Annotated in this window: 27 protein-coding genes; 13 read left to right on the forward strand and 14 right to left on the reverse strand. The window is 68.0% G+C overall.

The features are described from left to right. The first annotated feature begins 18 nt into the window (after window positions 1–18). From DTQ71_RS16630 to DTQ71_RS16685, 11 genes are all read left to right on the forward strand, one after another. A complete protein-coding gene (locus tag DTQ71_RS16630; RefSeq protein ID WP_109565425.1) occupies window positions 19–1,170 on the forward strand; it encodes an MFS transporter in 1,152 nt (383 codons plus the stop codon). 168 nt (window positions 1,171–1,338) lie between these two features. After that, on the forward strand, window positions 1,339–1,866 hold the full coding sequence (locus tag DTQ71_RS16635; RefSeq protein WP_109565426.1) for a hypothetical protein: 528 nt from the start codon (window positions 1,339–1,341) through the stop codon (window positions 1,864–1,866). Between the two features lie 228 nt (window positions 1,867–2,094). Then, complete coding sequence (gene rpsA, locus DTQ71_RS16640) at window positions 2,095–3,774, forward strand: 30S ribosomal protein S1 (RefSeq protein ID WP_109565427.1); 1,680 nt, start codon at window positions 2,095–2,097, stop codon at window positions 3,772–3,774. A gap of 313 nt (window positions 3,775–4,087) precedes the next feature. Further along, window positions 4,088–4,372 (forward strand): integration host factor subunit beta, encoded by a 285-nt coding sequence (ihfB, locus tag DTQ71_RS16645; protein WP_109565428.1) that lies wholly within the window; start codon window positions 4,088–4,090, stop codon window positions 4,370–4,372. A 61-nt stretch (window positions 4,373–4,433) separates the two neighbouring features. Then, on the forward strand, window positions 4,434–4,784 hold the full coding sequence (locus DTQ71_RS16650) for a LapA family protein (protein WP_109565429.1): 351 nt from the start codon (window positions 4,434–4,436) through the stop codon (window positions 4,782–4,784). A 4-nt stretch (window positions 4,785–4,788) separates the two neighbouring features. After that, window positions 4,789–5,445: a phosphoribosylanthranilate isomerase gene (locus DTQ71_RS16655; RefSeq protein ID WP_109565430.1), complete on the forward strand. Its 657-nt coding sequence runs from the start codon at window positions 4,789–4,791 to the stop codon at window positions 5,443–5,445. A gap of 6 nt (window positions 5,446–5,451) precedes the next feature. Next, window positions 5,452–6,504 (forward strand): hypothetical protein, encoded by a 1,053-nt coding sequence (locus DTQ71_RS16660; protein ID WP_109565431.1) that lies wholly within the window; start codon window positions 5,452–5,454, stop codon window positions 6,502–6,504. 33 nt (window positions 6,505–6,537) lie between these two features. Next, on the forward strand, window positions 6,538–7,770 hold the full coding sequence (gene trpB, locus DTQ71_RS16665; protein WP_109565432.1) for a tryptophan synthase subunit beta: 1,233 nt from the start codon (window positions 6,538–6,540) through the stop codon (window positions 7,768–7,770). A gap of 302 nt (window positions 7,771–8,072) precedes the next feature. Next, window positions 8,073–8,615 (forward strand): PepSY domain-containing protein, encoded by a 543-nt coding sequence (locus DTQ71_RS23570; RefSeq protein WP_245947620.1) that lies wholly within the window; start codon window positions 8,073–8,075, stop codon window positions 8,613–8,615. 30 nt (window positions 8,616–8,645) lie between these two features. Further along, on the forward strand, window positions 8,646–9,032 hold the full coding sequence (locus DTQ71_RS23575; protein WP_170125463.1) for a hypothetical protein: 387 nt from the start codon (window positions 8,646–8,648) through the stop codon (window positions 9,030–9,032). 33 nt (window positions 9,033–9,065) lie between these two features. Further along, window positions 9,066–9,632, forward strand: coding sequence for a helix-turn-helix transcriptional regulator (locus tag DTQ71_RS16685; RefSeq protein ID WP_109565435.1), 567 nt, complete (start codon window positions 9,066–9,068; stop codon window positions 9,630–9,632). Window positions 9,633–9,636: 4 nt separating this feature from the next. Here the strand turns inward: DTQ71_RS16685 and DTQ71_RS16690 are convergent, their stop codons facing one another. The 9 genes from DTQ71_RS16690 to DTQ71_RS16730 form a co-directional block, all read right to left on the reverse strand. After that, window positions 9,637–10,224, reverse strand: a complete 588-nt coding sequence (locus tag DTQ71_RS16690) for a GNAT family N-acetyltransferase (protein ID WP_109565436.1) — start codon at window positions 10,222–10,224, stop codon at window positions 9,637–9,639. A 41-nt stretch (window positions 10,225–10,265) separates the two neighbouring features. After that, window positions 10,266–11,045 (reverse strand): alpha/beta hydrolase, encoded by a 780-nt coding sequence (locus DTQ71_RS16695; RefSeq protein ID WP_109565437.1) that lies wholly within the window; start codon window positions 11,043–11,045, stop codon window positions 10,266–10,268. Then, a complete protein-coding gene (locus DTQ71_RS16700; RefSeq protein WP_109565438.1) occupies window positions 11,042–11,608 on the reverse strand; it encodes a DUF4893 domain-containing protein in 567 nt (188 codons plus the stop codon). The genes DTQ71_RS16695 and DTQ71_RS16700 overlap by 4 nt, the downstream gene beginning before the upstream one ends. Window positions 11,609–11,620: 12 nt before the next feature. After that, window positions 11,621–11,986 carry a DUF2237 family protein gene (locus DTQ71_RS16705; RefSeq protein WP_109565478.1) on the reverse strand — a complete coding sequence of 122 codons (366 nt, stop codon included), beginning with the start codon at window positions 11,984–11,986 and terminating at the stop codon, window positions 11,621–11,623. A gap of 39 nt (window positions 11,987–12,025) precedes the next feature. After that, window positions 12,026–13,201 (reverse strand): serine hydrolase domain-containing protein, encoded by a 1,176-nt coding sequence (locus tag DTQ71_RS16710; protein WP_109565439.1) that lies wholly within the window; start codon window positions 13,199–13,201, stop codon window positions 12,026–12,028. A gap of 16 nt (window positions 13,202–13,217) precedes the next feature. After that, on the reverse strand, window positions 13,218–14,282 hold the full coding sequence (locus DTQ71_RS16715; RefSeq protein WP_109565440.1) for a DUF2332 domain-containing protein: 1,065 nt from the start codon (window positions 14,280–14,282) through the stop codon (window positions 13,218–13,220). After that, window positions 14,279–14,980: an aminoacyl-tRNA hydrolase gene (gene pth, locus DTQ71_RS16720; protein ID WP_109565441.1), complete on the reverse strand. Its 702-nt coding sequence runs from the start codon at window positions 14,978–14,980 to the stop codon at window positions 14,279–14,281. Before pth ends, DTQ71_RS16715 begins: the two co-directional genes overlap by 4 nt. Window positions 14,981–15,007: 27 nt before the next feature. Further along, window positions 15,008–15,601 (reverse strand): NUDIX hydrolase, encoded by a 594-nt coding sequence (locus tag DTQ71_RS16725; RefSeq protein WP_109565442.1) that lies wholly within the window; start codon window positions 15,599–15,601, stop codon window positions 15,008–15,010. Window positions 15,602–15,674: 73 nt separating this feature from the next. Further along, window positions 15,675–16,127, reverse strand: coding sequence for a YHS domain-containing (seleno)protein (locus tag DTQ71_RS16730; RefSeq protein ID WP_109565443.1), 453 nt, complete (start codon window positions 16,125–16,127; stop codon window positions 15,675–15,677). A 245-nt stretch (window positions 16,128–16,372) separates the two neighbouring features. Between DTQ71_RS16730 and DTQ71_RS16735 the strand changes: the two genes are divergently transcribed. After that, complete coding sequence (locus tag DTQ71_RS16735) at window positions 16,373–16,555, forward strand: hypothetical protein (protein ID WP_109565444.1); 183 nt, start codon at window positions 16,373–16,375, stop codon at window positions 16,553–16,555. On the opposite strand, the gene DTQ71_RS16740 is transcribed toward DTQ71_RS16735, so the two are convergent. The 4 genes from DTQ71_RS16740 to ygfZ all read right to left on the reverse strand — a co-directional run bounded on the left by DTQ71_RS16740 (window position 16,552) and on the right by ygfZ (window position 22,195). Further along, the gene (locus tag DTQ71_RS16740; RefSeq protein WP_109565445.1) at window positions 16,552–18,057 is read right to left on the reverse strand and encodes a winged helix-turn-helix domain-containing tetratricopeptide repeat protein; all 1,506 of its coding nucleotides are present in this window, start codon (window positions 18,055–18,057) and stop codon (window positions 16,552–16,554) included. The two genes, DTQ71_RS16735 and DTQ71_RS16740, sit on opposite strands and share 4 nt — an antisense overlap. Before the next feature lie 527 nt (window positions 18,058–18,584). Beyond that, window positions 18,585–20,408: a M3 family oligoendopeptidase gene (locus DTQ71_RS16745; protein WP_109565446.1), complete on the reverse strand. Its 1,824-nt coding sequence runs from the start codon at window positions 20,406–20,408 to the stop codon at window positions 18,585–18,587. 312 nt (window positions 20,409–20,720) lie between these two features. Then, window positions 20,721–21,422 (reverse strand): VPLPA-CTERM sorting domain-containing protein, encoded by a 702-nt coding sequence (locus DTQ71_RS16750; RefSeq protein ID WP_109565447.1) that lies wholly within the window; start codon window positions 21,420–21,422, stop codon window positions 20,721–20,723. A 53-nt stretch (window positions 21,423–21,475) separates the two neighbouring features. After that, complete coding sequence (gene ygfZ, locus DTQ71_RS16755) at window positions 21,476–22,195, reverse strand: CAF17-like 4Fe-4S cluster assembly/insertion protein YgfZ (RefSeq protein WP_109565448.1); 720 nt, start codon at window positions 22,193–22,195, stop codon at window positions 21,476–21,478. A 99-nt stretch (window positions 22,196–22,294) separates the two neighbouring features. Between ygfZ and DTQ71_RS16760 the strand changes: the two genes are divergently transcribed. Continuing rightward, window positions 22,295–23,512, forward strand: a complete 1,218-nt coding sequence (locus DTQ71_RS16760; RefSeq protein ID WP_109565449.1) for a pyridoxal-phosphate-dependent aminotransferase family protein — start codon at window positions 22,295–22,297, stop codon at window positions 23,510–23,512. A gap of 306 nt (window positions 23,513–23,818) precedes the next feature. On the opposite strand, the gene DTQ71_RS16765 is transcribed toward DTQ71_RS16760, so the two are convergent. Then, the gene (locus DTQ71_RS16765) at window positions 23,819–24,070 is read right to left on the reverse strand and encodes a hypothetical protein (RefSeq protein WP_109565450.1); all 252 of its coding nucleotides are present in this window, start codon (window positions 24,068–24,070) and stop codon (window positions 23,819–23,821) included. Window positions 24,071–24,081: the final 11 nt, after the last annotated feature.

Raw genomic sequence — 24,081 nt, forward strand, 5'->3', positions numbered from 1 at the left:
GGCCCGCCGGAGCGCGGCGTGAACCGCTGGGCGATCCTTGGCGTGCTCTTCGTGGCGCGCATGGCCATGGCATTCCAGTTCCAGTCGGTTGCCGCGCTCTCTCCGCTGATGCTGGAGGTCTACGGCCTGACGCTGGTCGATATCGGGCTGCTGATCGGTCTCTATCTCGCCCCCGGGATCGTGGTGGCGATCCCCGGCGGTGTGCTGGCGGCGCGGATCGGGGACAAGCGCATCGTCGGCTGGAGCCTCGTCCTGATGCTGGCGGGCGGCGCGCTGCTGGCCTGGGCCCCGGGAGACTGGGCCTTGGGCGCGGGGCGCGTGTTGGCCGGGATCGGGGGTGTGGTCGTCAATGTGGTCATGACCAAGATGGTCGTCGACTGGTTCGCGGGGCGCGAGATATCCACGGCGATGGCGGTCTTCGTCAATTCCTGGCCGGTCGGCATTGCGCTGGCGCTGGCAACGCTACCCTGGGTCGCGACGCTGGGCGGGCTCGGGGCCGCCTGGGGCACGGTGCTGGCCATCGTGGGGATCGGCTTGGTCCTGTTCGCGCTGGGCTATCGCGCACCCGCGCAGGCGGCCTCCGGGCCGACGGTCCTGGCGGTCCGCGCCTTTCCTGTCGCGCCGCTGGTCTTCGCGGGGGCGATCTGGGCGCTCTATAACGGGGCGTTGGCGATGGTCTTCGGCTTCGGCCCGGCGCTGCTGACCGAGCGGGGGCTGGACGGGCCGTCGGCCAGCGGCGCGACCAGCCTGTTCATGTTCGCGCTTTGCCTCACGGTGCCGTTGGGCGGGATCGTGGCCGACCGGCTGGGGCGGCCGGGCGCGGTCATCGCCGCCGGGCTCGCGGGCTTCGCGCTGCTGCTGCCGCTGACGGTCCTCGTGCCGCCCGGCTGGGCGGTCGCGGTACTGGTCGCCGCGGGCCTCCTGGTCGGGCTGCCCGCCGGGCCTGCGATGGGCCTGCCCGCGACCTTTCTCGCTCCCGAGGCGCGGGCCTTCGCCATGGGCGTCTTCTTCACGATCTACTATGTCTGGATGATGGCCGCGCCGCCCTTGGCCGGGCTTCTGTCCGACGCAATCGGATCGGCCGGCGCGGCGATGGGATTCGGGGTGGTGATGTGCCTGGCCGCACTGGCCTGCCTGGCGGCGTTTTTCGCCCGGCCCCGGGCGGGTTGAAGGCAGGCCCGCGGCGGGTCCGTCGGAAATTTTTTCCAGGGCGTTCATGAACCCAGTCCGGCTTGACGGTTGTCAAAGGGTGTCCCCGGTCAGGCGTTACGGTGACGTATAAGGGATGGCTGGTTTGATGGCTGTCCCGAACCACTGGAACCAGCACTGGAGAGAAAGATGAAGACCGCGCTGTACCTGTCCGCCGCAATGGCAGTCGCCCTGACCCAAGGGGCGTTCGCGCAGACCCTGGAGGAGATCGAACGCTCCACTGCCGAGCAGATTGCCGGGCATCTCGGCGTCGAGCCCGACGCCTACACGCTGTCTGAGCTGACGCGGCTCAACTGCCTCGTGGAATCCGCGTCCACCGAAGCGGAGCGCCAGCGGCTTCTCAGCGACCCGCTCAGCATGGAGCCGACGGTGGATACCGGAACCACCCAGGGCGACGAGCAAATTGCCGCGAGCCTGGGCGTCAATGCGGGAGACTACACCACCAGCCAGCTCGCGCTGCTCAAGACGCTTTCGGAGGATGACTCCTGCAACGTCGGCGACATCGAGGCCTTTGCGGCTGGAGGCGAGCAAGTCACGGTTGGTTCGGCGCGGGCGAAGCTTCAGCTCGCCACCTCCCTGGGTGTCGACCCGAGTGAGCACACGCTTGCTGAACTCGTGAAGATGCGCTTCGACACCGAGCGGCACGAGAACAACTGAACCCAGCCGCGCCGGCCCTGCCGGCGCGCCGAACCGGGAGGAGGGCGCGCGTGCTGCCCTCTTCCCCTTGCGCTCGAACGGCCAATATCCTAGGCAGCGCGCGTCACCTGACAAGCTAGAGGCAAAGGGCGCCCAGGCGCCCCTCTGCTCGTTTCAGACCAACGTCAAGACCGGCGGAGACAACCGCACGGCCAGTCAAATCGCAACGAATAGGATACCCACAGCCACATGGCTCAGAACGCGACCATGGAGGAGTTCGAGGCCCTCCTGAACGAAAGCCTCGAAATCGACACGCCCACCGAGGGCAGCGTCGTCAAGGGCAAGGTCATCGCCATCGAGGCGGGCCAAGCCATCATCGATGTCGGCTACAAGATGGAAGGCCGCGTCGATCTCAAGGAATTCGCCAATCCCGGCGAGGCTCCCGAACTGGAAGTCGGCGACGAAGTCGAAGTCTACCTCCGCAACGTCGAGAACGCCCGCGGCGAAGCCGTCATCTCCCGCGAGATGGCCCGTCGCGAAGCCGCCTGGGACCGCCTGGAGGAAGCCTACGGCAAGGAAGAGCGCGTCGAGGGCGCGATCTTCGGCCGCGTCAAGGGCGGCTTCACCGTCGATCTGGGCGGCGCGGTCGCGTTCCTGCCCGGCTCGCAGGTCGATGTCCGCCCGGTGCGTGACGCCGGCCCGCTGATGGGCCTCAAGCAGCCCTTCCAGATTCTCAAGATGGATCGCCGCCGCGGCAACATCGTCGTCTCGCGCCGCGCCATCCTGGAAGAGTCCCGCGCCGAGCAGCGCGCCGAGGTCATCGGCAACCTGGCCGAGGGCCAGAATGTCGATGGCGTGGTCAAGAACATCACCGAGTACGGCGCCTTCGTCGACCTGGGTGGCGTCGACGGCCTGCTGCACGTGACCGACATGGCCTGGCGCCGCGTCAACGACCCGCGCGAGATCCTGTCGATCGGCGAGACTGTCAAGGTCCAGGTCATCAAGATCAACAAGGAGACCCACCGCATCTCCCTGGGCATGAAGCAGCTCCAGGAAGATCCTTGGGATACCGTGATCGCCAAGTATCCGCTGGATTCGGTGCATACCGGCCGCGTCACCAACATCACCGATTACGGCGCCTTCGTGGAGCTGGAGCCGGGGGTCGAAGGTCTGGTGCACGTCTCCGAAATGTCCTGGACCAAGAAGAACGTCCATCCGGGCAAGATCGTCTCCACCTCGCAAGAGGTCGAGGTCATGGTCCTGGAGATCGACACCGCCAAGCGCCGCGTCTCGCTCGGCCTCAAGCAGACCATGCGCAACCCCTGGGAAGTCTTTGCCGAGACCCATCCCGAGGGCACGCTGGTCGAGGGCGAGGTCAAGAACATCACCGAGTTCGGCCTGTTCGTCGGCCTGCCCGGCGATATCGACGGCATGGTCCACCTCTCCGACCTGACCTGGGAAGGCCGGGGCGAGGATGTCATCGGCGACTACCGCAAGGGCGACATCGTCCAGGCCGTCGTCTCCGAGGTCGATATCGAGAAGGAGCGCATCTCGCTCTCGATCAAGGCGGCCGGCGGCGATCCCTATGCCGAGGCGATCGGCGGCGTGAAGCGCGGCTCGATCATCACCGTCACGGTGACCAAGATCGAGGATGGCGGCATCGAAGTGGAATATGAGGGCATGAAGTCCTTCATCCGCCGCTCCGACCTGGCCCGCGACCGCGCCGACCAGCGGCCCGAGCGCTTCCAGCCGGGTGACAAGATCGACGTGCGCGTGACCAACGTCAACTCCAAGGACCGCCGTCTGGGCCTCTCGATCAAGGCGCGCGAGATCGCCGAGGAGAAGGAAGCCGTCGAGCAATACGGGTCGTCCGACTCGGGTGCCTCGCTGGGCGACATCCTGGGCGCCGCGCTCAAAGGCGACGACTGAGCGCTGGCCGAATTGCAATTGGAAAGGGCCCCCACGTGGGGCCCTTTTTCGTGACGGGCTGGGCGCAGACCACCGGAAGGCGGGTTTGCGCGAATCGCCAAGCCGCATCCGGGGCGGGACGGGGGTGAGACCTCGCGTCGCAGGGCCGACTTGCAACTTAAGGTTGATTTAACGGTCGGTTGCCCGCTTTTTTTGTCCTAATAGAAGCTGTTCCAACCTTTCCTGAACCCACGGAATAGGGGTATAGAACAATAGCCTGCATCGATCACAAAGCCGTTAGAGCGGCGCTCACAGCAGCGGGGGAAGGGCGAACATGATCCGTTCGGAGCTGATCCAGAAGGTCTCAGAGGAAAACCCGCACCTGTACCAACGAGACGTCGAACGGATCGTGAGCACCATCTTCGACGAGATCGTCGAGGCGCTTGCCAATGGCGACCGGGTCGAGCTGCGGGGTTTCGGTGCTTTTTCGGTCAAACATCGCGATGCCCGGACCGGGCGCAACCCACGCACCGGCGAAGCCGTCGAGGTCGAAGAAAAGCATGTTCCGTTCTTCAAGGCCGGAAAGCTTTTGCGCGACCGGCTCAACGACAAGGCGTGAGCCCGGCGCGCGCTGCCATGGCGTCTGGACAGTCGCCTGAGACGGGGCTAGGTCGAGACCCATGACCTTCATCAGATACGTTTTCCTCGGTCTGCTCGGCCTCGTCCTCGTCACGCTGATGTTGGCGAACCGTGAGATGGTGTCGTTGCGGCTCATTCCCGATGAGCTCGGCATTCCCCCTCTGGTCGAGGGCGGGATTTCAATGCCGCTCTTTCTCGTGATCTTCCTGGCGATCGCTCTGGGCTTGCTGATCGGCTTCACCTGGGAATGGATGCGCGAGCATAAGCATCGGGCCGAGGCCCGCTCTCAGCGCGCTGCGAAGGAGCGTCTCGAGAAGGAGCTGGCCAAGACGAAGGCGCGCGCCGAGCCGGAGGACGACATCCTCGCCCTCGTCGAGCGCAAGCGCGCCTGAGCCCATGCTTCGCGTGCAACGGCCCGGCGCACGCGTCCGGGTCAAGGTATGCGGCCTGACCCGTCCGGCCGATGTGGAGGCCTGCGCCGCTGCTGGCGCGGCCTATATGGGTCTGGTCTTCTTCCCGAAATCGCCGCGCCATGTGGATCTCGACACCGCGCGGGAACTTGCGCTGCTGGCGCCTCCAGGCCTGGCCAAAGTGGCGCTGACCGTCGATGCCGATGATGCCACGCTCGACGCGATTTCCGCCGCGGTGCCTCTGGACATGCTCCAACTGCATGGGCGGGAGACGCCCGAGCGGGTGCGCGCCGTGCGCGCGCGGCTCGGCCTACCGGTGATGAAGGCGGTGGGCGTGCGCGAGGCGGCCGATCTGGCGCGCATCGCGGACTACGAGGGCGTCGCCGACCAACTGCTGATCGATGCGAAGCCGCCCGAAGGGGCCGACCTGCCCGGGGGCAACGGGGTGGGCTTCGATCACAGGCTGATCGCCGGGCGCGTGTGGCAGGGGCCCTGGATGCTGGCCGGCGGGCTCACGCCCGAGAACGTCGCCGAAGCCGTCCGCCTGACCGGAGCGCGTCAAGTCGATGTGTCGTCGGGCGTCGAGGCCGCGCCGGGCCGCAAGGACCCGGACCTGATCGCGGCTTTCTGCGCCGCGCTCTGAGCCGCGATGCGTACGCTCATCCTCCATCTCGGTATGAACAAGGCGGGGTCGTCCACCTTGCAGGCCGCGCTGCAAGGGACGGAGACCGCTACGCTCCGCTACCCGGATCTGGGCGGCACCGGGCACGCCCATGCGTTAGTCATGGCCTATATGGAGGGCACGCCGCCGCGCTTCGGCCCCATGCCTGGCGGGCGTGAGGCAACGCGCGTGGCCGCCCGCGAGCGGATCGTCGCCGCCTATGAGGCGGACGACCGAGATGTGCTGCTGAGTTCGGAATATCTCTCGATCTTCCGGGATCCGGCGGAAATCGAGGCGCTACTGGCCGATGCGCGTCCGCGCTTCGACCGCATCCGCGCGCTCGCCTATCTGCGGGAGCCGCAGGCCTACATGACCAGCACGCTGCAACAGGCCGCGCGGCATAATGACGTCCCCGACGACCCGTTCGAGCGCATGTATCCCCGCTACCGCCCCCGCTTCCACCCCTGGATGAAGGCGCTCGGCAAGGAGGCGCTGGACTTGGTTTGCTTCGACCGGGCGGCCTTTGCGCAGGGTGACCTGCTGGTGGATTTCGCCCAACGGGTCGGGCTGCCCGAAGGGACGCTCCGCGCCGCCCGCCCGGTCAACGAATCCCTGACCGCCGAGGCGGTCGCCGTGCTGCTTTGCCGTCATCGCGCGCGGGCCGGACGCGCGCCCGGGCGAGGCCATGGCGAGCTGCTCCAGGCGCTCGCCGGGTTCGGAGAGACCCGCCTGGCGTTCGTCCCGGCTCTGCTGGACAAGACCATCGCGACCCGCGCGAGGGACGTGGCCTGGGCGGAGGTGCATATGGGACGCGCCTTTCCCCCACCTCCCGCCGATCGGGGCCGGAGCTGGCCGGACGTCCCCGCCTTGCGCGCCTATGGCGAAACGCTGGCCGAGCCGCTCTTGGCATGGCAACGCCGCACCGTCCCGGATGCGCGCCCGCCGACCGACACCGTTCCCGACATCATCGACGCCATGGCCCACGCCCTGGCCCCGCGCCGCGGCCCCCTGTCGCTTGTCCGCCGGGTGCTGGGCCGCTAGCAAGGCCGGGACCCGAGACCAGAGGCCAGGCCCATGCCAGACGATCTTCTCAACAGCTTCAAAACCGGCCCCGACGAGAACGGGCGCTTCGGCGATTTCGGCGGGCGGTTCGTCTCCGAAACGCTGATGCCGCTGATCCTGGAGCTGGAGCGGCAATACGAGCACGCCAAGACCGACGAGAGCTTCTGGGCGGAGATGCACGATCTCTGGACCCATTATGTCGGTCGGCCCTCGCCCCTCTACTTCGCCGAGCGGCTGACCGAGCGACTGGGCGGCGCCAAGATCTATCTCAAGCGCGACGAGCTGAACCACACCGGCGCGCATAAGATCAACAACGTGCTAGGCCAGATCATCCTGGCGCGGCGCATGGGCAAAAGCCGCATCATCGCCGAGACCGGGGCGGGCCAGCACGGCGTCGCCACCGCGACGGTCTGCGCCAAGTTCGGCCTGAAATGCGTGGTCTATATGGGCGCCCATGACGTGGAGCGGCAGTCGCCCAACGTCTTCCGCATGAAGCTGCTCGGCGCGGAGGTCGTGCCCGTGACCTCGGGGCGCGGAACGCTGAAGGACGCGATGAACGACGCACTGCGGGACTGGGTGACGAATGTCGACGAGACGTTCTACTGCATCGGCACCGTCGCCGGGCCGCATCCCTATCCGGCCATGGTCCGCGATTTCCAGGCGATCATCGGCAAGGAAGCCAAAGAGCAGATGCTGGCCGCCGAGGGGCGCCTGCCCGACACGATCATCGCCGCCATCGGCGGGGGGTCGAATGCGATGGGCCTGTTCTACCCGTTCCTCGACGACAAGGAGGTTTCGATCATCGGGGTCGAGGCCGGCGGCAAGGGCGTGAACGAGAAAATGGAGCATTGCGCCTCGCTGACCGGCGGGCGGCCCGGCGTGCTCCATGGAAACCGGACCTACCTTTTGCAGGATGCGGATGGGCAGATCCTGGAGGGGCACTCGATTTCGGCGGGGCTCGATTATCCGGGGATCGGGCCGGAGCATTCCTGGCTGCACGATATCGGGCGGGCTCAATACGTATCGATCACGGACGTGGAAGCCTTGGAGGCGTTCAAGCTCTGTTGCGAGATGGAGGGCATCATCCCCGCGCTGGAGCCGTCCCACGCGCTCGCTCATGTGATGAAGATCGCGCCGGAGCTGCCCGCCGATCACATCATCTGCATGAATATGTGCGGCCGGGGCGACAAGGATATCTTCACCGTGGCTCGCGCCCTGGGCTGGGAGATGGGCGAGGTTCAGTGAGCCCGCCCGCGTGGTCCCCGCGCCGCGCATCCCTCGCTCCGCGCCCGGTTCGGCCCCCCGGCGGCGAGCGGCACCAATTGTCCAAGGCCATGCGTCGGAAGCGATGGGCGGCGCCGGATTTGAGCGCGGCCGGTGGGCTGGGCCCCGCGCTGAGACGCTCCCGATTGCCGTAAACTTCGGTTTAGGCCCTTCGGTCTGGGGTTTGCGGGACCCGGCGCAAACCCTCGGCCCATAGTGGCGGGGTGCGGGAACGCTCCATGCCCATCATACGGCACTTCGCCGCGCAACCGATGGAGCATCCCATGACCAAATCCCTGACCCTTTCCGCTCTGGCCGCGCTCTGCCTGGCCCCTGCGGCTGTTGGGGCGCAGACGACGACCGATCTTCTGGTCGAACGTCTGCGCTCCGACGGCTATACGTGGATCGAGATCAAGAACGGACCGAACCAGACGAAGGTCGAGGCGGTGCGGGGCACCGAGGAACTGGAGTTCGTCTACGACAACGTGACCGGCGCGATCCTGGAGGAAGAGCGCGGGCGCGCCGATGCGGAGGAAGTGGGGCGCCAGGGCCTGGAGGTCGGGCGCCGGGATCGCGACTTCGTGGACGTGGCGGAGGCGCGGCAGGCGCGCGACGACGATGATGACGGGGATCGCGGCCGGGGCCGCGGTCGCGATGATGATGACGACGACGACGACGACCGGGGCCGGGACCGAGATCGCGACGACGATCATGGGCGTGGCGATGATCGGGACGATGACGACGACCACGATGAAGACGACGATGATGAAGATGAAGATGACGATGATGAAGACGACGATGACGACGAGGATGATCGGGACGATTGATCGCGGGCGGGCGGGTTCGGCATGCGACGCTTGACCCGAGCGGCCTCGGCCCTCGCCCTTTGCCTCTGTTTGCCCACCGCCGTGGCGGCCGATGCGACTCAGGACATCATCGGGAGACTTCAGGCCGAAGGCTTCGAGCAGATCAGGATCAGTCGGACATTCCTGGGCCGGACGCGAATCGTCGCGTCCGGCCCCTCTGGCGAACGGGAGATCGTGCTCAACACGCGGAGCGGCGAAGTCCTCCGCGACTATTTCGATGAAGACGACGACGACCGCGGCGGCAGGGGAGGTCGTGACGACGATGACGACGATCGCCACAGCAGCGGCAGCGGCTCCGGCCGTGAAGACGACGATGATGACGACGACGATGACGATGACGACGACGATGACGATAACGACGATGACGATGACGATTGAGTTCGCCGCGCGACGGCGCGGCCTCCGCGTCTGATGAAGGGCCAGGCCGCCATCGCCGGTATCGTTGCCGTTCAGGCGGCCTGTGCGCTGATGGTGGTGTCGGATACGGTCGTCTCGGTCCTGGGTCTGCGCGCCACGCCGCTCGACTGGCAGCTGCGCGAACTTTTGGAGGTGGGAGCGGCGCTAGGCCTCGTCCTCGGCACGGTCATGGGGGTCGTCGCGCTCCGGCGTTCGGATGCGCGCCGCCGCAAGGTGGAGGACCAGTTGCGGATCGCGTCCGGTGCGTTCTCGGCCCTGATGGAGCAGCGCTTCGCCGAATGGGGGCTGACGCCTGCGGAGCGGGATGTCGCGCTGTTCTCGATCAAGGGTCTGACCCTATCCGATATGGCGGCCACGCGGGGCACGTCCGAAGGCACAATCAAGGCCCAGACCGCCGCCGTTTACCGTAAGGCGGGCGTGACAAGCCGCACACAGCTTGTCTGCCTGTTCATCGAGGACTTGATGGGCGAGCCGCTGGTGCCCCTACCAAAGAAGGCGGGCGACGCGGTGGAGGCGCACCGGGTCGAGACGCTCCCGCTGGACGGCGCCGGGGTACGCTGAGCGCTCAGCCGATGCGCGGGATGTGGGGCGCGGCGTCCGGTGGCAGCGTCCCGTCGGCGCGCGGATCGCGCACGACCTCTACCTCCTGGCGCACGGGGACGAAGCCGGAGCGCATGTAGAAAGGCAGCGCGACGGGGCTGTCGAAGGTGCAGGTGTGCACCGTCATCTCCGGCACGCCCCGCGCGAAGCCATGATGCAGCGCCGCCTGCATCATCCTGCGCCCCAGCCCCTGGCCTTGCAGCGCCGGAGCGAGGCCGAAAAAGGCCAGCTCGCAGGTGCCGGTTGTCCGAAAGTCGAGCTCCATCAGGCCCTCGGCGCGGCCATCGCGTTCCAGCACGCGGATCTCCACATCCGGGTCGTGGAGGATGGCGCGCAGTTCCGCCTCGGACATCCTCAGCCGTGAGAACCAGAGCCAGTCGACGGCGCCGACCCGGGTGAATAGGTCGCGATACCAAGCCGGGTCCGGCGCGGGCACGTGCCGCAGGTCGAGTTCCGGCGCCGGTGGCGCGGCGGGCGGGCGGTCCATGCGCAGATGGGTGACGATGGCGGCGACGCGGCCGGGCGGGATCGGGTGAAAGCCGTCGGTGAGCATGGGACGGGCATAGGCCGCGCCGCGCCCCGGCGCCAGCGGCCTCAGCGTAGGAAGGCCGCGATCGCTTCCGCCACAAGCTCGGGCGCCAGGAAGTGGTCGTCCCCCTCGATCCAGATGGCGCGCGCGTCCGGCATTTGCGCCGCCAGCGCGCGGCCATGATGGACGGGGATGATCTCGTCCTCGGTGCCGTGGAGGATCAGGATCGGCGCCGCAACCTCGGGGAGGATCGCGGCGGTGTCGAACCTGTGCCGGTTCAGGGCGTGGACCGGGACCCAGGGATAATGCTCCGCCGCGCGGTCGGCCACCGAGGTGTAGGGCGCGTCCAGCACCAGCGCCCGCCAGCCCGCGTCGCGCCTGGCCATCCGCGCGGCGACCCCCGTACCCAGCGATTCGCCATAGAGCACGGTGTCGGCGGGGGCGAGGCCCGTCGCCGCCGCATGGGCCAGAACTGCCTCGGCATCCGCATAGAGCCCCGCCTCGGAAGGCGCGCCCGAATTGCCCGCAAAGCCACGATAGGCGGCGATCAAGATGCCCCAGTCACGGGCGGCGAAGGCCTCCAGCTGCGACCATTGCGTGCCGGCATTTCCGTGGAACACGACGATCGTCGGCGCGCCGGGGCCCGGGGGCCGCGTCCAGGCGCGCAGCGGCACCTCACCCGGGATCACGATTTCCTCCAGGCCGGGGACGGCCGCGACCTGCGCGGCGCTGGGGCCGTCCCATCCGGGAAAGATGAAAGTTTCCTGAAACGCCCAGAGGCCCCCTACCGCCAGGAGATAGAGGCCGGCGCTCAGGGCCAGCAGACGGGAGATCAGGCGTCTCATCGCGTCAGGTAAAGGAGGTCGAACCGCGACTCGAGCAGCGGCGCGGGCAGCATTAGGCGCGCCCGGTCGGGCGACAAAAGCTCGAAGCGGCCGACATCGGCGGTGGTCTGGTTGGGCTCGACCGGGGTCTGGTCGAGCGGGGGCAGGCCCGCATAGTCGGTCGCGGGCGCGGTGCCGACATGGCCCACGCCGAGGAAGGTGCCATCCTCCAGGATTCGGCCCTTGAGCCGCTGGCTCCCCGTTTCCTTGATGAGGACCAGCCCGTCGGACCCGCGGCTGATGCGGCAGCGGAAATTCGGATAGACGGTCAGATCGGTGATCCCGCCCAGTTTCAGCGTCCGGCAGGCCCAAGCGCCCTCGGCTCCGACCAGGGGGCCTGCCGCGCCCGACAGCGTCTCCACCAGAACGGCGCGGTCGGCCGCCGTCCCGCGGGCAAGCGCTACATGCAGGGCCAAGCCCAGATGGTGATGGAACGCCTCCAGCCGGGCGGCGTCGGGCGGCCGAACCGTCTGTGCGTAGGCCGGGGCGGCCAGCATCAGGGCGAGGAGGAGAACGGATCGCATGGCCGGGCCGCCTCAGTCGACGCGGTATTGCTCCAGCACGGCGCGGGGCACGATGTCGAGCGCGCGGGCATGCGTGGAGGACAGATGGACCTGGGGGGCCACGCCCTCTTCGTGGGCCTGAAGGAAGCGCGCGGCGCAGAGGCACCAGCGGTCGCCGGGCTTGAGGCCCGGAAAGCGGAATTCGGGGCGCGGGGTGCTCAGATCGTTGCCGAGATACTTGGAATGGGCCAGGAACTCGGCTGTCATCACGGCGCAGACCGTGTGCTGGCCCGTATCCATCGGCCCTGTATTGCAGCAGCCATCGCGGAAAAAGCCGGTCACGGGGTCGGTCGAGCACGGCTCCAGCGGGTTGCCGTCGACGTTGAGGCTTTCGGTCATGCCGGGAAATGTCATGGGCAGGTCCTCCTGATCCAGAGGCTAGGGCTTTGCGGCCCGCGCGCCAGGCTGCGCGTCGGCGATGGCGCGGAACATCTCTATGCTGCCCGCCCGGACCCCCGGTTCGCGGAAGGCCCGATCGGCGGCGTTGACCGCGATCACCACGTCCCGCGCCCGGTCGATATAGAGCCATTGCCCGTAGACCCCGCGCCCCAGCACCTCGCCCGGGCGCGCGTCGGGGGGCAACCACCATTGATAGCCATAGCCCATCTCGCCCTCGGCGGTGTTGGCCGTGGCGGCGGTGCTCGCCTCGATCCAGTCTGCGGGTACGATCTGGCGGCCTTCCATGACGCCGCCTTGGGCGACCAGAAGGCCCAGGCGCGCATAGTCGCGGGTGCGCATGTTCAGCCCGCCCAGCACGAAGGCCACGCCCTCGCCGTCGGTCAAATAGGTGGCGGGGCCGATCCCTGCGGGGACCAGCACGCGCTCGGCCAGCAGGTCCGGGATGCGGCGGCCGGTGGCGCCCCGGATCGCCATGCCGAGCACATGGGTATCCATGGAGACATAGGCCCAGTCCCCGCCCGGCGTGCGGTTACGCTCGACCAGCTCGGCGGTGAAGTCGTCCAGCGCCCCGCCCAGAGCGATCACGCGGCCCATGCGGTTGATGTCGCTGTCGCGGTCGAAATAATCCTCGTCGAAGGCGACGCCCGACTCCATCTGAAGGATGTCCTGAAGGGAAGCGCCGTCATAGGCGGAGCCGGCCAGTTCCGGCGCGTGGAGGATGACCGGGTCGTCCAGTGCCAGCGTCTTGTCGGCAACCAAAGTGCCCGTCAGCAGGGAAAGCGCCGATTTGGCGACCGACCAGCTGACCCGCAGATCCTCGGCCTCGGTGCCCAGGTGATAGCTCTCATGGGTGATCGCGCCGTCGTCCAGGACGACGAGCCCGGTGACGGCGCGCGCCGCGATCCACTCTTCCGCGCCATCCGGCAGCGGCACGGGATCGGTGATCGGCAAGGGGCGCCCCTCGCCGGTGGGGAGCGGCACCCAGAGGAAGGCGCGGTCCATATGCGAGAAGTTCTCGACGATCTTCTCGGCGGCGAAGAGGCTGTTCACCGCCATCAGCCGCGCGATCTCCTCGCGCATGAGCGCGGCGGCGATCCCTGCGGTCAGCACCACGGCGACGAGGCCGATGCCCGCACGTTTGACCCATTTGCCCATCGAGTTCCCCTTTCCCCTACGGGATCACATCGACCCGGATCGGTCCAGTCGCGCATTGCGGTAAGCGCCAATGGACCCAGCGGCCATGGAAGTCGACACGCCCGGCCTCCTGGGTTGTCCCGCCCGGCCAGAGTCGCAGGGTCAGCGCCGCGCCTGGGCCGGTGCCGTCGGGCTCCATCCCGAACCAGGCCAGCGGCGTCGCGTCGGTGGCGGCCCTCCCCGCGCGTTGGATCGCATCCTCGGCGCGGGCGGCGGTGTCGGGTGGGAAATACTGCCAGGCGATGGTGTGGGCGATCAGGCGGCAGGTGCCGGGCGTGGGCGGCTCCGCGAGGCGCATCTCCAGCCAATCCGCGGCGTCGGCGCGGTCGACGGTCTGGGGCGGCAGGGCGAGGGCGGCATGCAGCCGCGCCATCCGGTCGGGCTGATCGGGCCAAGTATAGGCGCGCAGGCGAAGGGCATCGCGGATGGGATCGATCGGGGCCAGATCGACGCCCCGGCGGGCGGCGATGCGCGGCTCGGTGTCCGGGGGGAGGGGCCCCTCCCAATCCGGGGTCAGGGTCAGGGTGGCGGGATCGGGGCCGAAGCGCTGACCGCCGGCGACCAGGGCGAAGCGGTCCCAATGGAGGTTCAGCCCGGCCGAAGCGCCCAGTTCCAGCAGTTCCAGCGGCAGGCCGTAGCGCGCGGTCAGCCATTGGCCGGCGGCCCGCAGCACGGCGGCACGGCGCAGCTCGTTGGTTTGCGGCGGGCTGTCGAGCCAATGGCCGAGGGTCTCGGTTTCCGACCGGATCGTGTCCGACACAGCCGCCCAGAGCGCCGCATCGCTGACGTCCCGCGGGGGGTAGACGGCGGCAAGGCAGGGATGGCCGTGCAACAGAAGGGCGTGCAACCCGCCCGCAAGACGCAGCGGAAGGGACTGGCCGGCGGCGGAGACGTCGCCCTCCCAGGCGAAGAGCCGGGCGGCGACCGGGCCGTGATCCGGCGTCAGCCGATCCGCCAGGAGACGCATCAGGCGGGCCATGAAGGGCGAGCCCAGAGCGCCGCAGGCGTGGCCTTGTGTGCGGAACGCCTCCGTCAGCCTCACTTGAACCTGGCCGCCAGCCGTTGGAGCGGCGTGAGACTTGGTTCGGGATCCGGTGCTTGCTCGGCCTTCGGCGCGCTCTCCGAAGCGGCCTTTGTCGGCGATTTATCGGGTTTCGCCGTCGCGGAGGAGCGCGGCGGCGCCACCCGGAGCGAGATCGCGTTCATGAAGCCGCCGCCATCGCCCGCCGCCAGCTTGGGCGCGCCGTCGACGATCCCGCGCAGGAGATTGTCCAGCATCTCCCCTTCGGATTTCGCGAAATCGGACAGCACATAGCCCGACACCCGGTCCTTGTGGCCGGGATGGCCGATGCCCAGCCGCACGCGCGCATAGTCCGGCCCGATATGCTGGTGGATCGAGCGCAGCCCGTTATGCCCGGCATGGCCCCCGCCCTGCTTGAGGCGCACCTTGCCGGGGGCCAGATCCAACTCGTCGTGAAACACGGTCACATCGCCGGGCTCCAGCTTGTGGAAACGCATGGCCTCGCCCACGGACTGGCCCGAGAGGTTCATGAAGGTCGTGGGCTTGAGCAGCCAGACCTTCTCGGAGCCGAAGCGCGCCTCGGCGATCAGGCCCTGGAACTTGGACCGCCAGGGCGCGCCCTGATCCTCGGCGATGCGGTCCAGCGCCATGAAGCCGATATTGTGCCGGTTGCCCGCGTATTTCGCGCCCGGATTTCCCAGGCCGACCCAGAGTTGCATTGATGCCTCCTGCGGTTTCCCGTGGCTCTAGCCGATCCCGCCGTCGGGCGAAACGCCGCGCGACAGCACGAGGTGCTGGATCAGCACCACCGTCTTCGCATCCGAGATGCGCCCGTCGCGCACCATGTCCAGGGCCTGCGGCAGGGGGATGTGGAGCACCTCGATGTCCTCCCCTTCCTCCGCGGCGCCGCCGCCCGCCCCGGACGGGGCGTCGCGGGTATAGGCGCCGATGAAGCAGGCGATGTGTTCCGTCACCGAACCTGGCGACATGACCAGGTCGATCACATGGGTCAGGCCGCGCGCTTCGTAGCCCGTCTCTTCCATCAGTTCGGCGCGCATGCGCTCGGCCGGGGCGGCATTCTCCAGCAGGCCCGCGGGGGCCTCGATGGGGTAGGGGTCCTGTCCCGCGAGCTTCAGCGGCAGGCGAAACTGGCGCACCAGCAGCACGGTATCGGCCTCGGGGTCGTGGAGCAGGGCCGCGGCGCCGTGGCCGTGGTCGTAGACCTCGCGCACCTGCTCATCCCATGTTCCGTCGCGCCGGCGCAGGGCGAAGCGGTGGCGGGTAAGCGCCCCCCAAGCATCGGAGAGCGTCTCGGTCGAGATCGGGCGGAAGTCATCCATGCGCCGCAAGCTAGGCGGGCACGGGTTTGGGGTCGAGGGGGCCGCTCATCGAGCCTGTTCGGCTCTCTTCGCCTCAGTTCAGAACGCCCGGCCAATTCGCGTCGGCGCGCGAGATGTTGCCCGGGATGTCCCGCTCCCACCGGCGCTGGATGCGGCGCGAGTAGTTGAGGTAGAGCTTGCCGTCGACGATCTCCCACGCCTCGGGGACGGTCGAGGCGGTATAGCCCTCGGCGACGGCCCAGGCGCAATAACCGCCATATTGCGGGGCATAGGCCTCGGGGTCGGCGGCGAAATCGGCGCGGTTCGCCTCGGTCGAAAAGCGCCAGGTCGCGCCGTTCCAGTCATGGGTGATGGCGGCATCGCCCGCCACGGGGCGGCCCTCGGTGAAGTAGGCGACCGGGTCGGTGCCGTCGATGGCCACGCCGCCCTCGGCATAGACGGACTGGGCGGCGGCGACGCGGGGCAGCGCCACGGCGGCCAGAGCGGCGGCGGTGGCGATCAGGACGGCGCGGCGGGTGTGGATCATCGGACAATCTCCTGGTCGGCCTATGCGACCAGGGATGACACGCCGCCCCCTGTCCGGCCAGTGGCACGCACGGGGATGTCATTCGCCGCGAGGCGCTCGACCTGGGCCGCCGATGCGCCCCGGAGCCGTGGATTTGGATCGCTTCGGAACCTTTCAGACCGCTTTAGGCCCGCCTTAAGGACGTTTCGCAGGGCGAAGGTCATGCTGAAGGCGACACAGCACCCCTCATCCCAAGGAAACAAGCGATGGCCTATCTCAATACGAACGCAAGCGCAGCGACCCTCGGACGCCTCCTGGAGGCGGTGCGCAGCCTGGCTCCCGCCATCCTCCAAAGGATGCGCCCGCAGGAGTTGGATGGCCAGTCCCTCCTGGAGGCCCAGGCCCGCGCGGAGCAGGCCCGCGCCCGGGTCGACCGGCTGCTGCGCTAATCCGGAAAGCCCGTCCCGCGCAGCGCGTCGACCATGAGGGCGTTGTAATCCTCGCCGTGATGGGGCCGCGTCCGCAGGAAGGTATCGACCGTCATATCGGGCACCTTCCGCCGCAGGTGATCCGCCATGCGTTTGGCATCGGCCTTGCGGCCGACCGACCAATAGGCGCCGATCAGCATCAGTTGGTTGGATGCGAATTCGGGATATTCGGTCACCGCCTGTTCCAGGTGGCGGATGGCCGTTTCCGTCTCGCCCATTTGCAGATGCGCGTTGCCGATCCCGCCATTGATGACGCCGATATGGGGGTGCAGCGGGCTGAGCCGCTTCGCCCGCTCCAGATGGGTGATCGCGGGGCGGCAGTCGTTGATATAGGTATGGACCCAGCCCAGCAGCATCTGCACCGTGCCGGAATTGGGGTTCAGCCGCTCGGCGCGCTCCAGCGCGGTCAGCCCTTCCCGGTAGGCGTGCTTGAGATAGGCGATGTAATGGCCCGCATAGGCGAGGGCGAGCGCGTCATCAGTGTCGCTATCCAGCACGCGGCGCGCATGGGGCTCCGCCGCGCCGGCCTTCTCGAAGCTCCACCATCGCGTGGCGAAAGCGCTGGTGTGGGAATAGGCATAGAGCGCATGGGCCTGAATGAAGTCCGGGTCGAGGGCCAGCGCCTTGTCCAGCAGCGCCAGCCCCTCGTCCAGAAGCTCCGGCGCGTGCAGCTTCAGCAGGAGCGGCGTGGCGCGCAGGCACAGGTCGTAGGCGGCGAGATTCTCGGTCGGCTGGGCCTGGGCACGCGCCACTTCGGCCCATTGCAGCTTGGGCTCCAGCGCGCCCGCGACGGATTGGGCGACCTCGTCTTGCAGATCGAAGATATCCGCGTCGGTGCCGTCGAAGCGCTCCTGCCAGAGGGTGTGCCCGCTTTCCGCCTCAACCAGCTGGGTGAAGATCCGGATGCGGTTGCCCGCTGTCTGGATCGAGCCTTCGAGCACATAGCGCACGCCCAGTTCCTGCCCGACCTCGGCAAGGTCCACGCTGCGGCCCTTGTAAGTGAAGGTCGAGGTAGAGGAGATGACGAAAAAGCCCGACACCCGGCTCAGCGCCGAGATCACTTCTGTCACGATGCCATCGACGAGATAGTCCTGCTCTGCCGAGCCGGTGAGATTGGTGAAGGGCAGCACGGCAAGCGACGGGATGCTGGGCAGGCTGGGCTGGTCCGGCTGGGCTTGCGGCGGGGCCGAGGTCGCCGCGCGGATCAGTCGGTAGCCGATGCCCGGCACCGTCTTGATCCGCTCCTTGCCGAGCGCCTTGCGCAGTGCCGCGATCTGGACCGAGAGGTTGCCTTCCTCGACGATCAGGTCGGACCACACATGGCTGAGCAACTCCGCCTTGGAGACGACGCGGTCGGAATGGGCGAAGAGATAGGCGAGCACGTCGAAGGCGCGCGCGCCGAGGGCGATTTCCCGCCCGTCGAGCTTCGCCAGACGCTGGGGTTCGGATATCTCCAGAGCCATGGTTCCCCTTCCGATCGCGCAGCCAAGTCTCAGCGATGCACGGCGCTTCGGACGCTGTCAAATGGGGCGGATGAGGCGCGTCGCGCGAGTCCCCGGCGCGTCGTCGCGCGTCAGCCCGGCAGGGTCTTCTTCCCATGCCCCAGAGGAGACGGGGGATGTGTCCGATCTGATCGTGAACGCCGATCGCCGCCGCGAAAACCAATCAGAGCAGCAACCCGACTCCGTCCCGGATCCGGATCGCATCGTCCGTGGCCGAACGCTATCCCTTGACGGCGCCCGGGACGATGACGGCGGCCATGATGACCTTCGCAAACCGGCAGAGGGTCAAAGAGGGGGGCGACCGATCATTTCTGTTCGAGATCCTTCTGAGAACCTCGTGACGGCCTCATCGAGCGCCCTCCGCTCCCTTCTTCCCTGCATAAATATCCCGGGGGTCCGGGGGCTGGCCCCCGGCTCTGCCCTCTCCGCAGGCGGACCGGGGGAGAACATCATCCATCGTCACCCCTTCGTCCACCGCGGCCACGGGCTCACCCGTCCATCGCCTCAAGCTGGTCGATGAACCCCTCGATCATGCTCAGCCCCTTGTCCCAGAAGGCCGGATCGGAGGCGTCCAGGCCGAAGGGGGCGAGCAGCTCCTTGTGGTGCTTGGAGCCGCCCGCGCGGAGCATCTCGAAATACTTTTCCTGGAAGCCCTCGGGCGCGTCCTCGTAGGCGGCATAGAGCGCGTTCACCAGCCCGTCGCCGAAGGCATAGGCGTAGACGTAGAAGGGCGAGTGGACGAAATGGGGGATATAGGCCCAGAAGTGCTCGTAGCCGGGCATGAACTCGAAGACGGGCCCGAGGCTTTCAGCCTGAACGGACATCCACAGCGCGTCGATATCCTCCGGCGTCAGCTCCCCCTCGCGGCGGGCGGCGTGGAGCTTGCACTCGAAATCGTAGAACGCGATCTGGCGGACGACCGTGTTGATCATGTCCTCGACCTTGCCGGCCAGCATCACCTTGCGCTGGGCGTCGTCCTTCGCGCCGTCCAGCATGGCGCGGAAGGTCAGCATCTCGCCGAAGACCGACGCGGTCTCGGCCAGGGTCAGCGGCGTGGAGGCCAGCATCTCGCCCTGGGCCGCCGCCAGCACCTGGTGGACGCCGTGGCCCAACTCATGGGCAAGGGTCATCACGTCGCGCGGTTTGCCGAGGTAGTTCAGCATCACGTAGGGGTGCACCGTCGTGACGGTGGGATGGGCGAAGGCGCCGGGGGCCTTGCCCGGCTTGACACCTGCATCGATCCAGCCCTTGTCGAAGAACGGCTCCGCGATCTCGGCCATCTTCGGGTCGAACCCGGCATAGGCGTCCATCACCGTCTTGCGCGCCTCGTCCCAATTGACGATCCGCGTCTCCTCCATCGGCAGCGGCGCGTTGCGGTCCCAGACCTGGAGCGTGTCCAGTCCCAGCCACTTGGCTTTCAGCTTGTAGTAGCGGTGGCTGAGCCGCGGATAGGCGGCGACCACGGCGTTGCGCAGGGCCTCGACCACCTCCGGCTCGACATGGTTGGCGATGTGGCGGCTGGCCTGGGGCGACGGCAGGCCGCGCCAGCGATCGTCGATCTCCTTCTCCTTGGCGAGCGTGTTGTGGACGCGGGCGAAGGTGCGGACGTTCTTGCCGAAGACCTCGGCCAGGGCGCGCGCGCCCGCTTCGCGCTTCGAACGGTCGGAATCGGTCAGCAGGTTCAGCGTCGACTCGATGCCCAGCGCCTCGCCGTCAACGTCGAAGGTCAGGCCCGCGATGGTCTCGTCGAACAGCTTGTTCCAGGCCGAGGCGCCGACGACCGAGGTGTCGTGGAGGTATTTCTCCAGCTCGTCCGACAGCTGATACGGCTTCATCGCACGCAGCCGGTCCAGCGCGGGGCGGTAACGGGCGAGGTCCGCATTCGCGGCCATCAGCGCCTCGTAGCGGTCGTCCTCGATCCGGTTGAACTCCAGCCCGAAGAAGACGAGCGGCGTGGAGATCGTCGTGATCTTGTCCTGCATGTCGGACAGGAACTTGGCGCGGGAGGCGTTGGTCGTCTCCTGGTAGTACCGCAGGCCCGCGAAGGACATGATCCGGCCCGCGACCTCGTCGATCTTTTCGTGGCGCTGGATCACGCGGAGCATCTCGGCTGCATCCAGCGTCGCCAGCTTGCCCTCGTAATCGGCGGCATAGCTGGCCGCCTCCTCCTGCAGCCAGGCCAGGTCGCGCTTGAGTTCGGGCGCGTCCTCGCCGGTATAGAGGTCGTCGAGGTTCCAGTCGGGCAGGTCGCCGAGCCCTTTGTCGGAGGGCTCTCCGCCCGGGGTGGCGTTGGCGTCGCGGAGAAGGGTCATGGAGTGGGCCTCGTGGTGTGTGTCGCGTCCTAGGTAGGGGCGACGGGCGCGAGGGGCAAACGGGTCGGGGGCCTCGGAGTCCAGGTCTGGCGTCAGCCTGATGCGGGTCTGATATGGATCATACCGAAATTCCGCACCATTGGGCACCTCAGTCGGCAGTTCAGTGCGCGGCATAGCGGAGGGGAGTGGACCTCGCCCAGCCCAAGGAGGCCGGGCGTTGGCCCCTGTGCCGGACGTCCCGGTCCATCCGCAGGCTGCATCCGGGAGGGGCGGCGTCAGGCCGGGACGCTTCCGGTGCCGCCGCGCGCGGACTCAGGTCCGGCGGCGGAAAAGGGCAAGCCCGCCAAGCGCGGCGAGAAGGAGAGGAAGCGCTGCGGGTGTCGGCACCGGAGTCGGCGCGACGATGAAGGTGACGTCGTCTTCAGGCGCCAGGACGCCGATGCGGTTAAGACTAGACCCACCGTTCGTGTAGGTCCCGTAGTTGAAGGACGTGATATCGAGAGCGATGGTCCCGGAACCCGAGAAGGTGACGGTCTGACCTGACGAATAAACCAGCTCCGACCCCACGCGGAGGCCAAGATCGTCCGAACCACTCAAAGTGCCGGCATCCGAGTCGAGAAAGAGTTGCGTCAGCGTCCGCGTTTCGGCCCCGATCGTGAGTGTCGGCGTCCCGGTCAGCGTGTAGATCACATCCTGAATGGTGGTGTCCGAGAGGAACGGGATCGAATCGCTTCGAAAGGGCTGAAACGCGTCGGTCTCGCTCCAACCAAGCGCGCCTGTCGCCCTGACGCTGCCATTGCCCTGAGTCTGCGTCGATCCCGAGAAGGTCAGTGTCGTGGACCCGCCACCCTCGACCCCGCCGATATTGATGACGACCGCCGATGCCGCAGGACCGGCGAGGGACACGGCAAGAGCCGCAATTGGAAGGAAGGCGCGCATTGGAAACTCCGGAACTCGAACTTGGTGGGCAGACAGGCACAAGTGCTCGAAGGTAGCAAGGCTTATGAAGATCATGGCGGTATCAGGACCGGGCAGTGACGATCACGCGATCCCCAAATGCGCGCGTCTCAGCCGCTCGCATCCAACGACACCGCCCCCGCCGCACTCTCCATCCCGTCTGCCCGGTCGAAGCGCAGGTAGGCGAGGGCGCGGTCGCCCGAGATCGTGTGGATGGTCCCCGCAGGGCGGCCTCCGGAGGTGATCTCGCCCGGAACCACCGCGCCTGTCACGCGGGCGAGGCCCTTTCGGAGCTCGGTCTTGTGCTTCATGCGGGCGGTGACCTCTTGGCCGACATAGCAGCCCTTCTTGAAGTCGACGCCGCCGAGGCGCTCGAAGCCCATCTCCAGGATGTAGCTCTCGTTCGGGATGAGCTCGATGCCGGTCTCTGGGACGAGGTGCTCGACCCGGACCGCGTCCCAGTCGGTCTCGTCCGAGGCCGCGCCATCGTAGTGGCGCCAGCCCATGCCGGGGCGCGGGTCGCTCATCGCGCCTGTCGGCGCCTCTTCGCCAGTTCCCCTCGCCACGGGGCGGTCGGTGGGCTCGATGGCCACATCGGCGCGGAGTTTGTACATCGAGAGCCGCTTGACGAGGCCCGGGGCGAGGTCGCTGGCCACGTCGAGGAAGATCGCGTCATCTTCACGAAACGTCAGGAAATCGGCGAGATACTTCCCCTGCGGACTGAGCAGGGCGGCATAGCCGAGCCCCGTTTCGGGAACGTCCCGGGTCAGCAGGCCGTGGAGAAACTTCGTCCGGTCGGCGCCGGACACGCGGAGGAGGGTGCGGGTCATGCCCCCAGACATAAGGATCCGTGAACGCGGGCCAAGGGCCGATTGACCCCCGCCGGGCGGGGGGCTAGCTCCCTTCCATAGCGTGCAGGAGGGACGACGATGCGCGACGAGATTGCGAGCCGGGTCAGCTTGGCCAAGGGACCCCATGCGCTCTCCATCCCCGGTCCCTCCATGGCGCCGGAGCGGGTGTTGCGGGCCATGCATCGGCCCAGCCCAAATATCTATCAGGGTCCGTTGATCGAGATGACGCATTCCCTGTTTCCCGACCTCAAGCGCGTCGCCCGGACCGAGCATCACGCGACGATCTACATCGGCAACGGCCATGCCGCCTGGGAGGCCTGCCTGGCCAACACCCATTCCCGCGGCGATCTGGTGCTGATCCCCAAGACCGGCTCCTTCGCCGATGGCTGGGCGACGATGGCCGAGGGGCTGGGGCTGCGGACCGAGATCATGGATTTCGGCAATCGCGGGCCGATCGATCCGGCGGCCGTGGGCGAGCGGCTGCGCGCCGATAAGGGGCACGAGATCCGCTCGGTGCTGATGGTGCATGTGGACACCTCGTCCTCGGTACGCTCGGACGCGGCCGCCCTGCGGCGGGAGTTGGATGCGGCTGGGCACCCTGCGCTGCTCCAGGCGGATTGCATCGCCTCCATGGGCTGCGACCGGTTCGAGATGGACGAATGGGGCGTCGATGTCGCCGTCACCGGCTGCCAGAAGGGGCTGATGACCCCGCCGGGGCTGGCCTTCGTCTTCTACAACGACAAGGCCGACCGCGCGCGGGAGCGGGCGGATTGCGTGACCGGCTATTGGGATTGGCGTCCGCGCACCAACCCGGAGGTCTATTTCCGCTATTTCAACGGCACCGCCCCGACCCATCACCTCTACGGCCTGCGCGAGGCGTTGGACATGATCCACGAAGAGGGGATGGAGGCTGTCTGGGCACGTCACGCGGCCCTCGCCCGCGCCGTCTGGGCTGCGTTGGAGGCGTGGGAGCGGGACGGCCCGCTGGAGATGAACGTCCGCGACGCGGCTCATCGCAGCCACGCCGTCACCTCCGTCCGCCTGCCCGAGCGCGGGACGGAGCTGCGCACTTGGTGCGAAGAGCAGTTCGGCCTGACCCTGGGGATCGGGGTCGGGATGGCGCCGATGGGCTCGCCGGAATGGGATGGTTTCTTCCGGATCGGACATATGGGCCATGTCAACGGCCATGTCGTGATGGGCACATTGGGCGGGATCGAAGCGGGGCTGGACGCGCTAGGCGTGCCCCATGGCCCCGGTGGGCTGTCGGCCGCCGCGAAGGCGCTGGCCCAAGCCTGAGCTCATCGCGCCTGCCGGCGCTCTTCGCCCGTTGGTGGGGCGGGGGAAGGACAGGCGGGCCGTAAGGGGAGCCGGTCCGCCTGCCGACCGGCTAGCGGGATCGGAGCGGCACTCGCAGAGGGGATGCGGGAGCGCGGATCCTCCGTCGTTGTCGGTCGGGGGCTCGGCTTCAGACGCGCCGGGATCGTTGAAGAGACCCCTTCGTGCCAACCGTCTCGCCCCGTGTCAGCCTATCCGGGTCTGTTCTGCGGTGGACGGGACCGGACAGGCTCGGCGACCTCCCGCCGCGGCGTCCGGGACCGGGGCTCAGGGGCGATCTTCGCGCGCGCGGGCTCGGGCGATGGCCGCGGCGACGCGGGCATCCCAATCCGCTTCGGCGCGGGCGCGGGCGACGGACCAGCGGGTGATGGCCCAATGCAGGCCGGCGCAGGTGAGGAGCGCGATCAGATAACCCCAGAGCCCCCAGATCAGAACGAGCCCGACGACGAGGATCATGTAGGCCGTCCACAGGAACGCCTCGGTGTAGTCCTCGACCTTTCCGGGGTGGTCGTCGCGCATGGGCGCCCTCC

The organism is Jannaschia seohaensis (assembly GCF_900116765.1).
In the GTDB taxonomy this organism is placed as follows: Bacteria; Pseudomonadota; Alphaproteobacteria; order Rhodobacterales; family Rhodobacteraceae; genus Jannaschia; species Jannaschia seohaensis.

Coding starts and splice junctions, on each gene's coding strand:
- DTQ71_RS16635 (WP_109565426.1), top strand. CDS start 1,339: ATGAAGACCGCGCTGTACCTGTCCGCCGCAATGGCAGTCGCCCTGACC.
- rpsA (WP_109565427.1), top strand. CDS start 2,095: ATGGCTCAGAACGCGACCATGGAGGAGTTCGAGGCCCTCCTGAACGAA.
- ihfB (WP_109565428.1), top strand. CDS start 4,088: ATGATCCGTTCGGAGCTGATCCAGAAGGTCTCAGAGGAAAACCCGCAC.
- DTQ71_RS16650 (WP_109565429.1), top strand. CDS start 4,434: ATGACCTTCATCAGATACGTTTTCCTCGGTCTGCTCGGCCTCGTCCTC.
- DTQ71_RS16655 (WP_109565430.1), top strand. CDS start 4,789: ATGCTTCGCGTGCAACGGCCCGGCGCACGCGTCCGGGTCAAGGTATGC.
- DTQ71_RS16660 (WP_109565431.1), top strand. CDS start 5,452: ATGCGTACGCTCATCCTCCATCTCGGTATGAACAAGGCGGGGTCGTCC.
- trpB (WP_109565432.1), top strand. CDS start 6,538: ATGCCAGACGATCTTCTCAACAGCTTCAAAACCGGCCCCGACGAGAAC.
- DTQ71_RS23570 (WP_245947620.1), top strand. CDS start 8,073: ATGACCAAATCCCTGACCCTTTCCGCTCTGGCCGCGCTCTGCCTGGCC.
- DTQ71_RS16685 (WP_109565435.1), top strand. CDS start 9,066: ATGAAGGGCCAGGCCGCCATCGCCGGTATCGTTGCCGTTCAGGCGGCC.
- DTQ71_RS16690 (WP_109565436.1), bottom strand. CDS start 10,224: ATGCTCACCGACGGCTTTCACCCGATCCCGCCCGGCCGCGTCGCCGCC.
- DTQ71_RS16695 (WP_109565437.1), bottom strand. CDS start 11,045: ATGAGACGCCTGATCTCCCGTCTGCTGGCCCTGAGCGCCGGCCTCTAT.
- DTQ71_RS16700 (WP_109565438.1), bottom strand. CDS start 11,608: ATGCGATCCGTTCTCCTCCTCGCCCTGATGCTGGCCGCCCCGGCCTAC.
- DTQ71_RS16705 (WP_109565478.1), bottom strand. CDS start 11,986: ATGACCGAAAGCCTCAACGTCGACGGCAACCCGCTGGAGCCGTGCTCG.
- DTQ71_RS16710 (WP_109565439.1), bottom strand. CDS start 13,201: ATGGGCAAATGGGTCAAACGTGCGGGCATCGGCCTCGTCGCCGTGGTG.
- pth (WP_109565441.1), bottom strand. CDS start 14,980: ATGCAACTCTGGGTCGGCCTGGGAAATCCGGGCGCGAAATACGCGGGC.
- DTQ71_RS16725 (WP_109565442.1), bottom strand. CDS start 15,601: ATGGATGACTTCCGCCCGATCTCGACCGAGACGCTCTCCGATGCTTGG.
- DTQ71_RS16730 (WP_109565443.1), bottom strand. CDS start 16,127: ATGATCCACACCCGCCGCGCCGTCCTGATCGCCACCGCCGCCGCTCTG.
- DTQ71_RS16735 (WP_109565444.1), top strand. CDS start 16,373: ATGGCCTATCTCAATACGAACGCAAGCGCAGCGACCCTCGGACGCCTC.
- DTQ71_RS16740 (WP_109565445.1), bottom strand. CDS start 18,057: ATGGCTCTGGAGATATCCGAACCCCAGCGTCTGGCGAAGCTCGACGGG.
- DTQ71_RS16745 (WP_109565446.1), bottom strand. CDS start 20,408: ATGACCCTTCTCCGCGACGCCAACGCCACCCCGGGCGGAGAGCCCTCC.
- DTQ71_RS16750 (WP_109565447.1), bottom strand. CDS start 21,422: ATGATCTTCATAAGCCTTGCTACCTTCGAGCACTTGTGCCTGTCTGCC.
- ygfZ (WP_109565448.1), bottom strand. CDS start 22,195: ATGACCCGCACCCTCCTCCGCGTGTCCGGCGCCGACCGGACGAAGTTT.
- DTQ71_RS16760 (WP_109565449.1), top strand. CDS start 22,295: ATGCGCGACGAGATTGCGAGCCGGGTCAGCTTGGCCAAGGGACCCCAT.
- DTQ71_RS16765 (WP_109565450.1), bottom strand. CDS start 24,070: ATGCGCGACGACCACCCCGGAAAGGTCGAGGACTACACCGAGGCGTTC.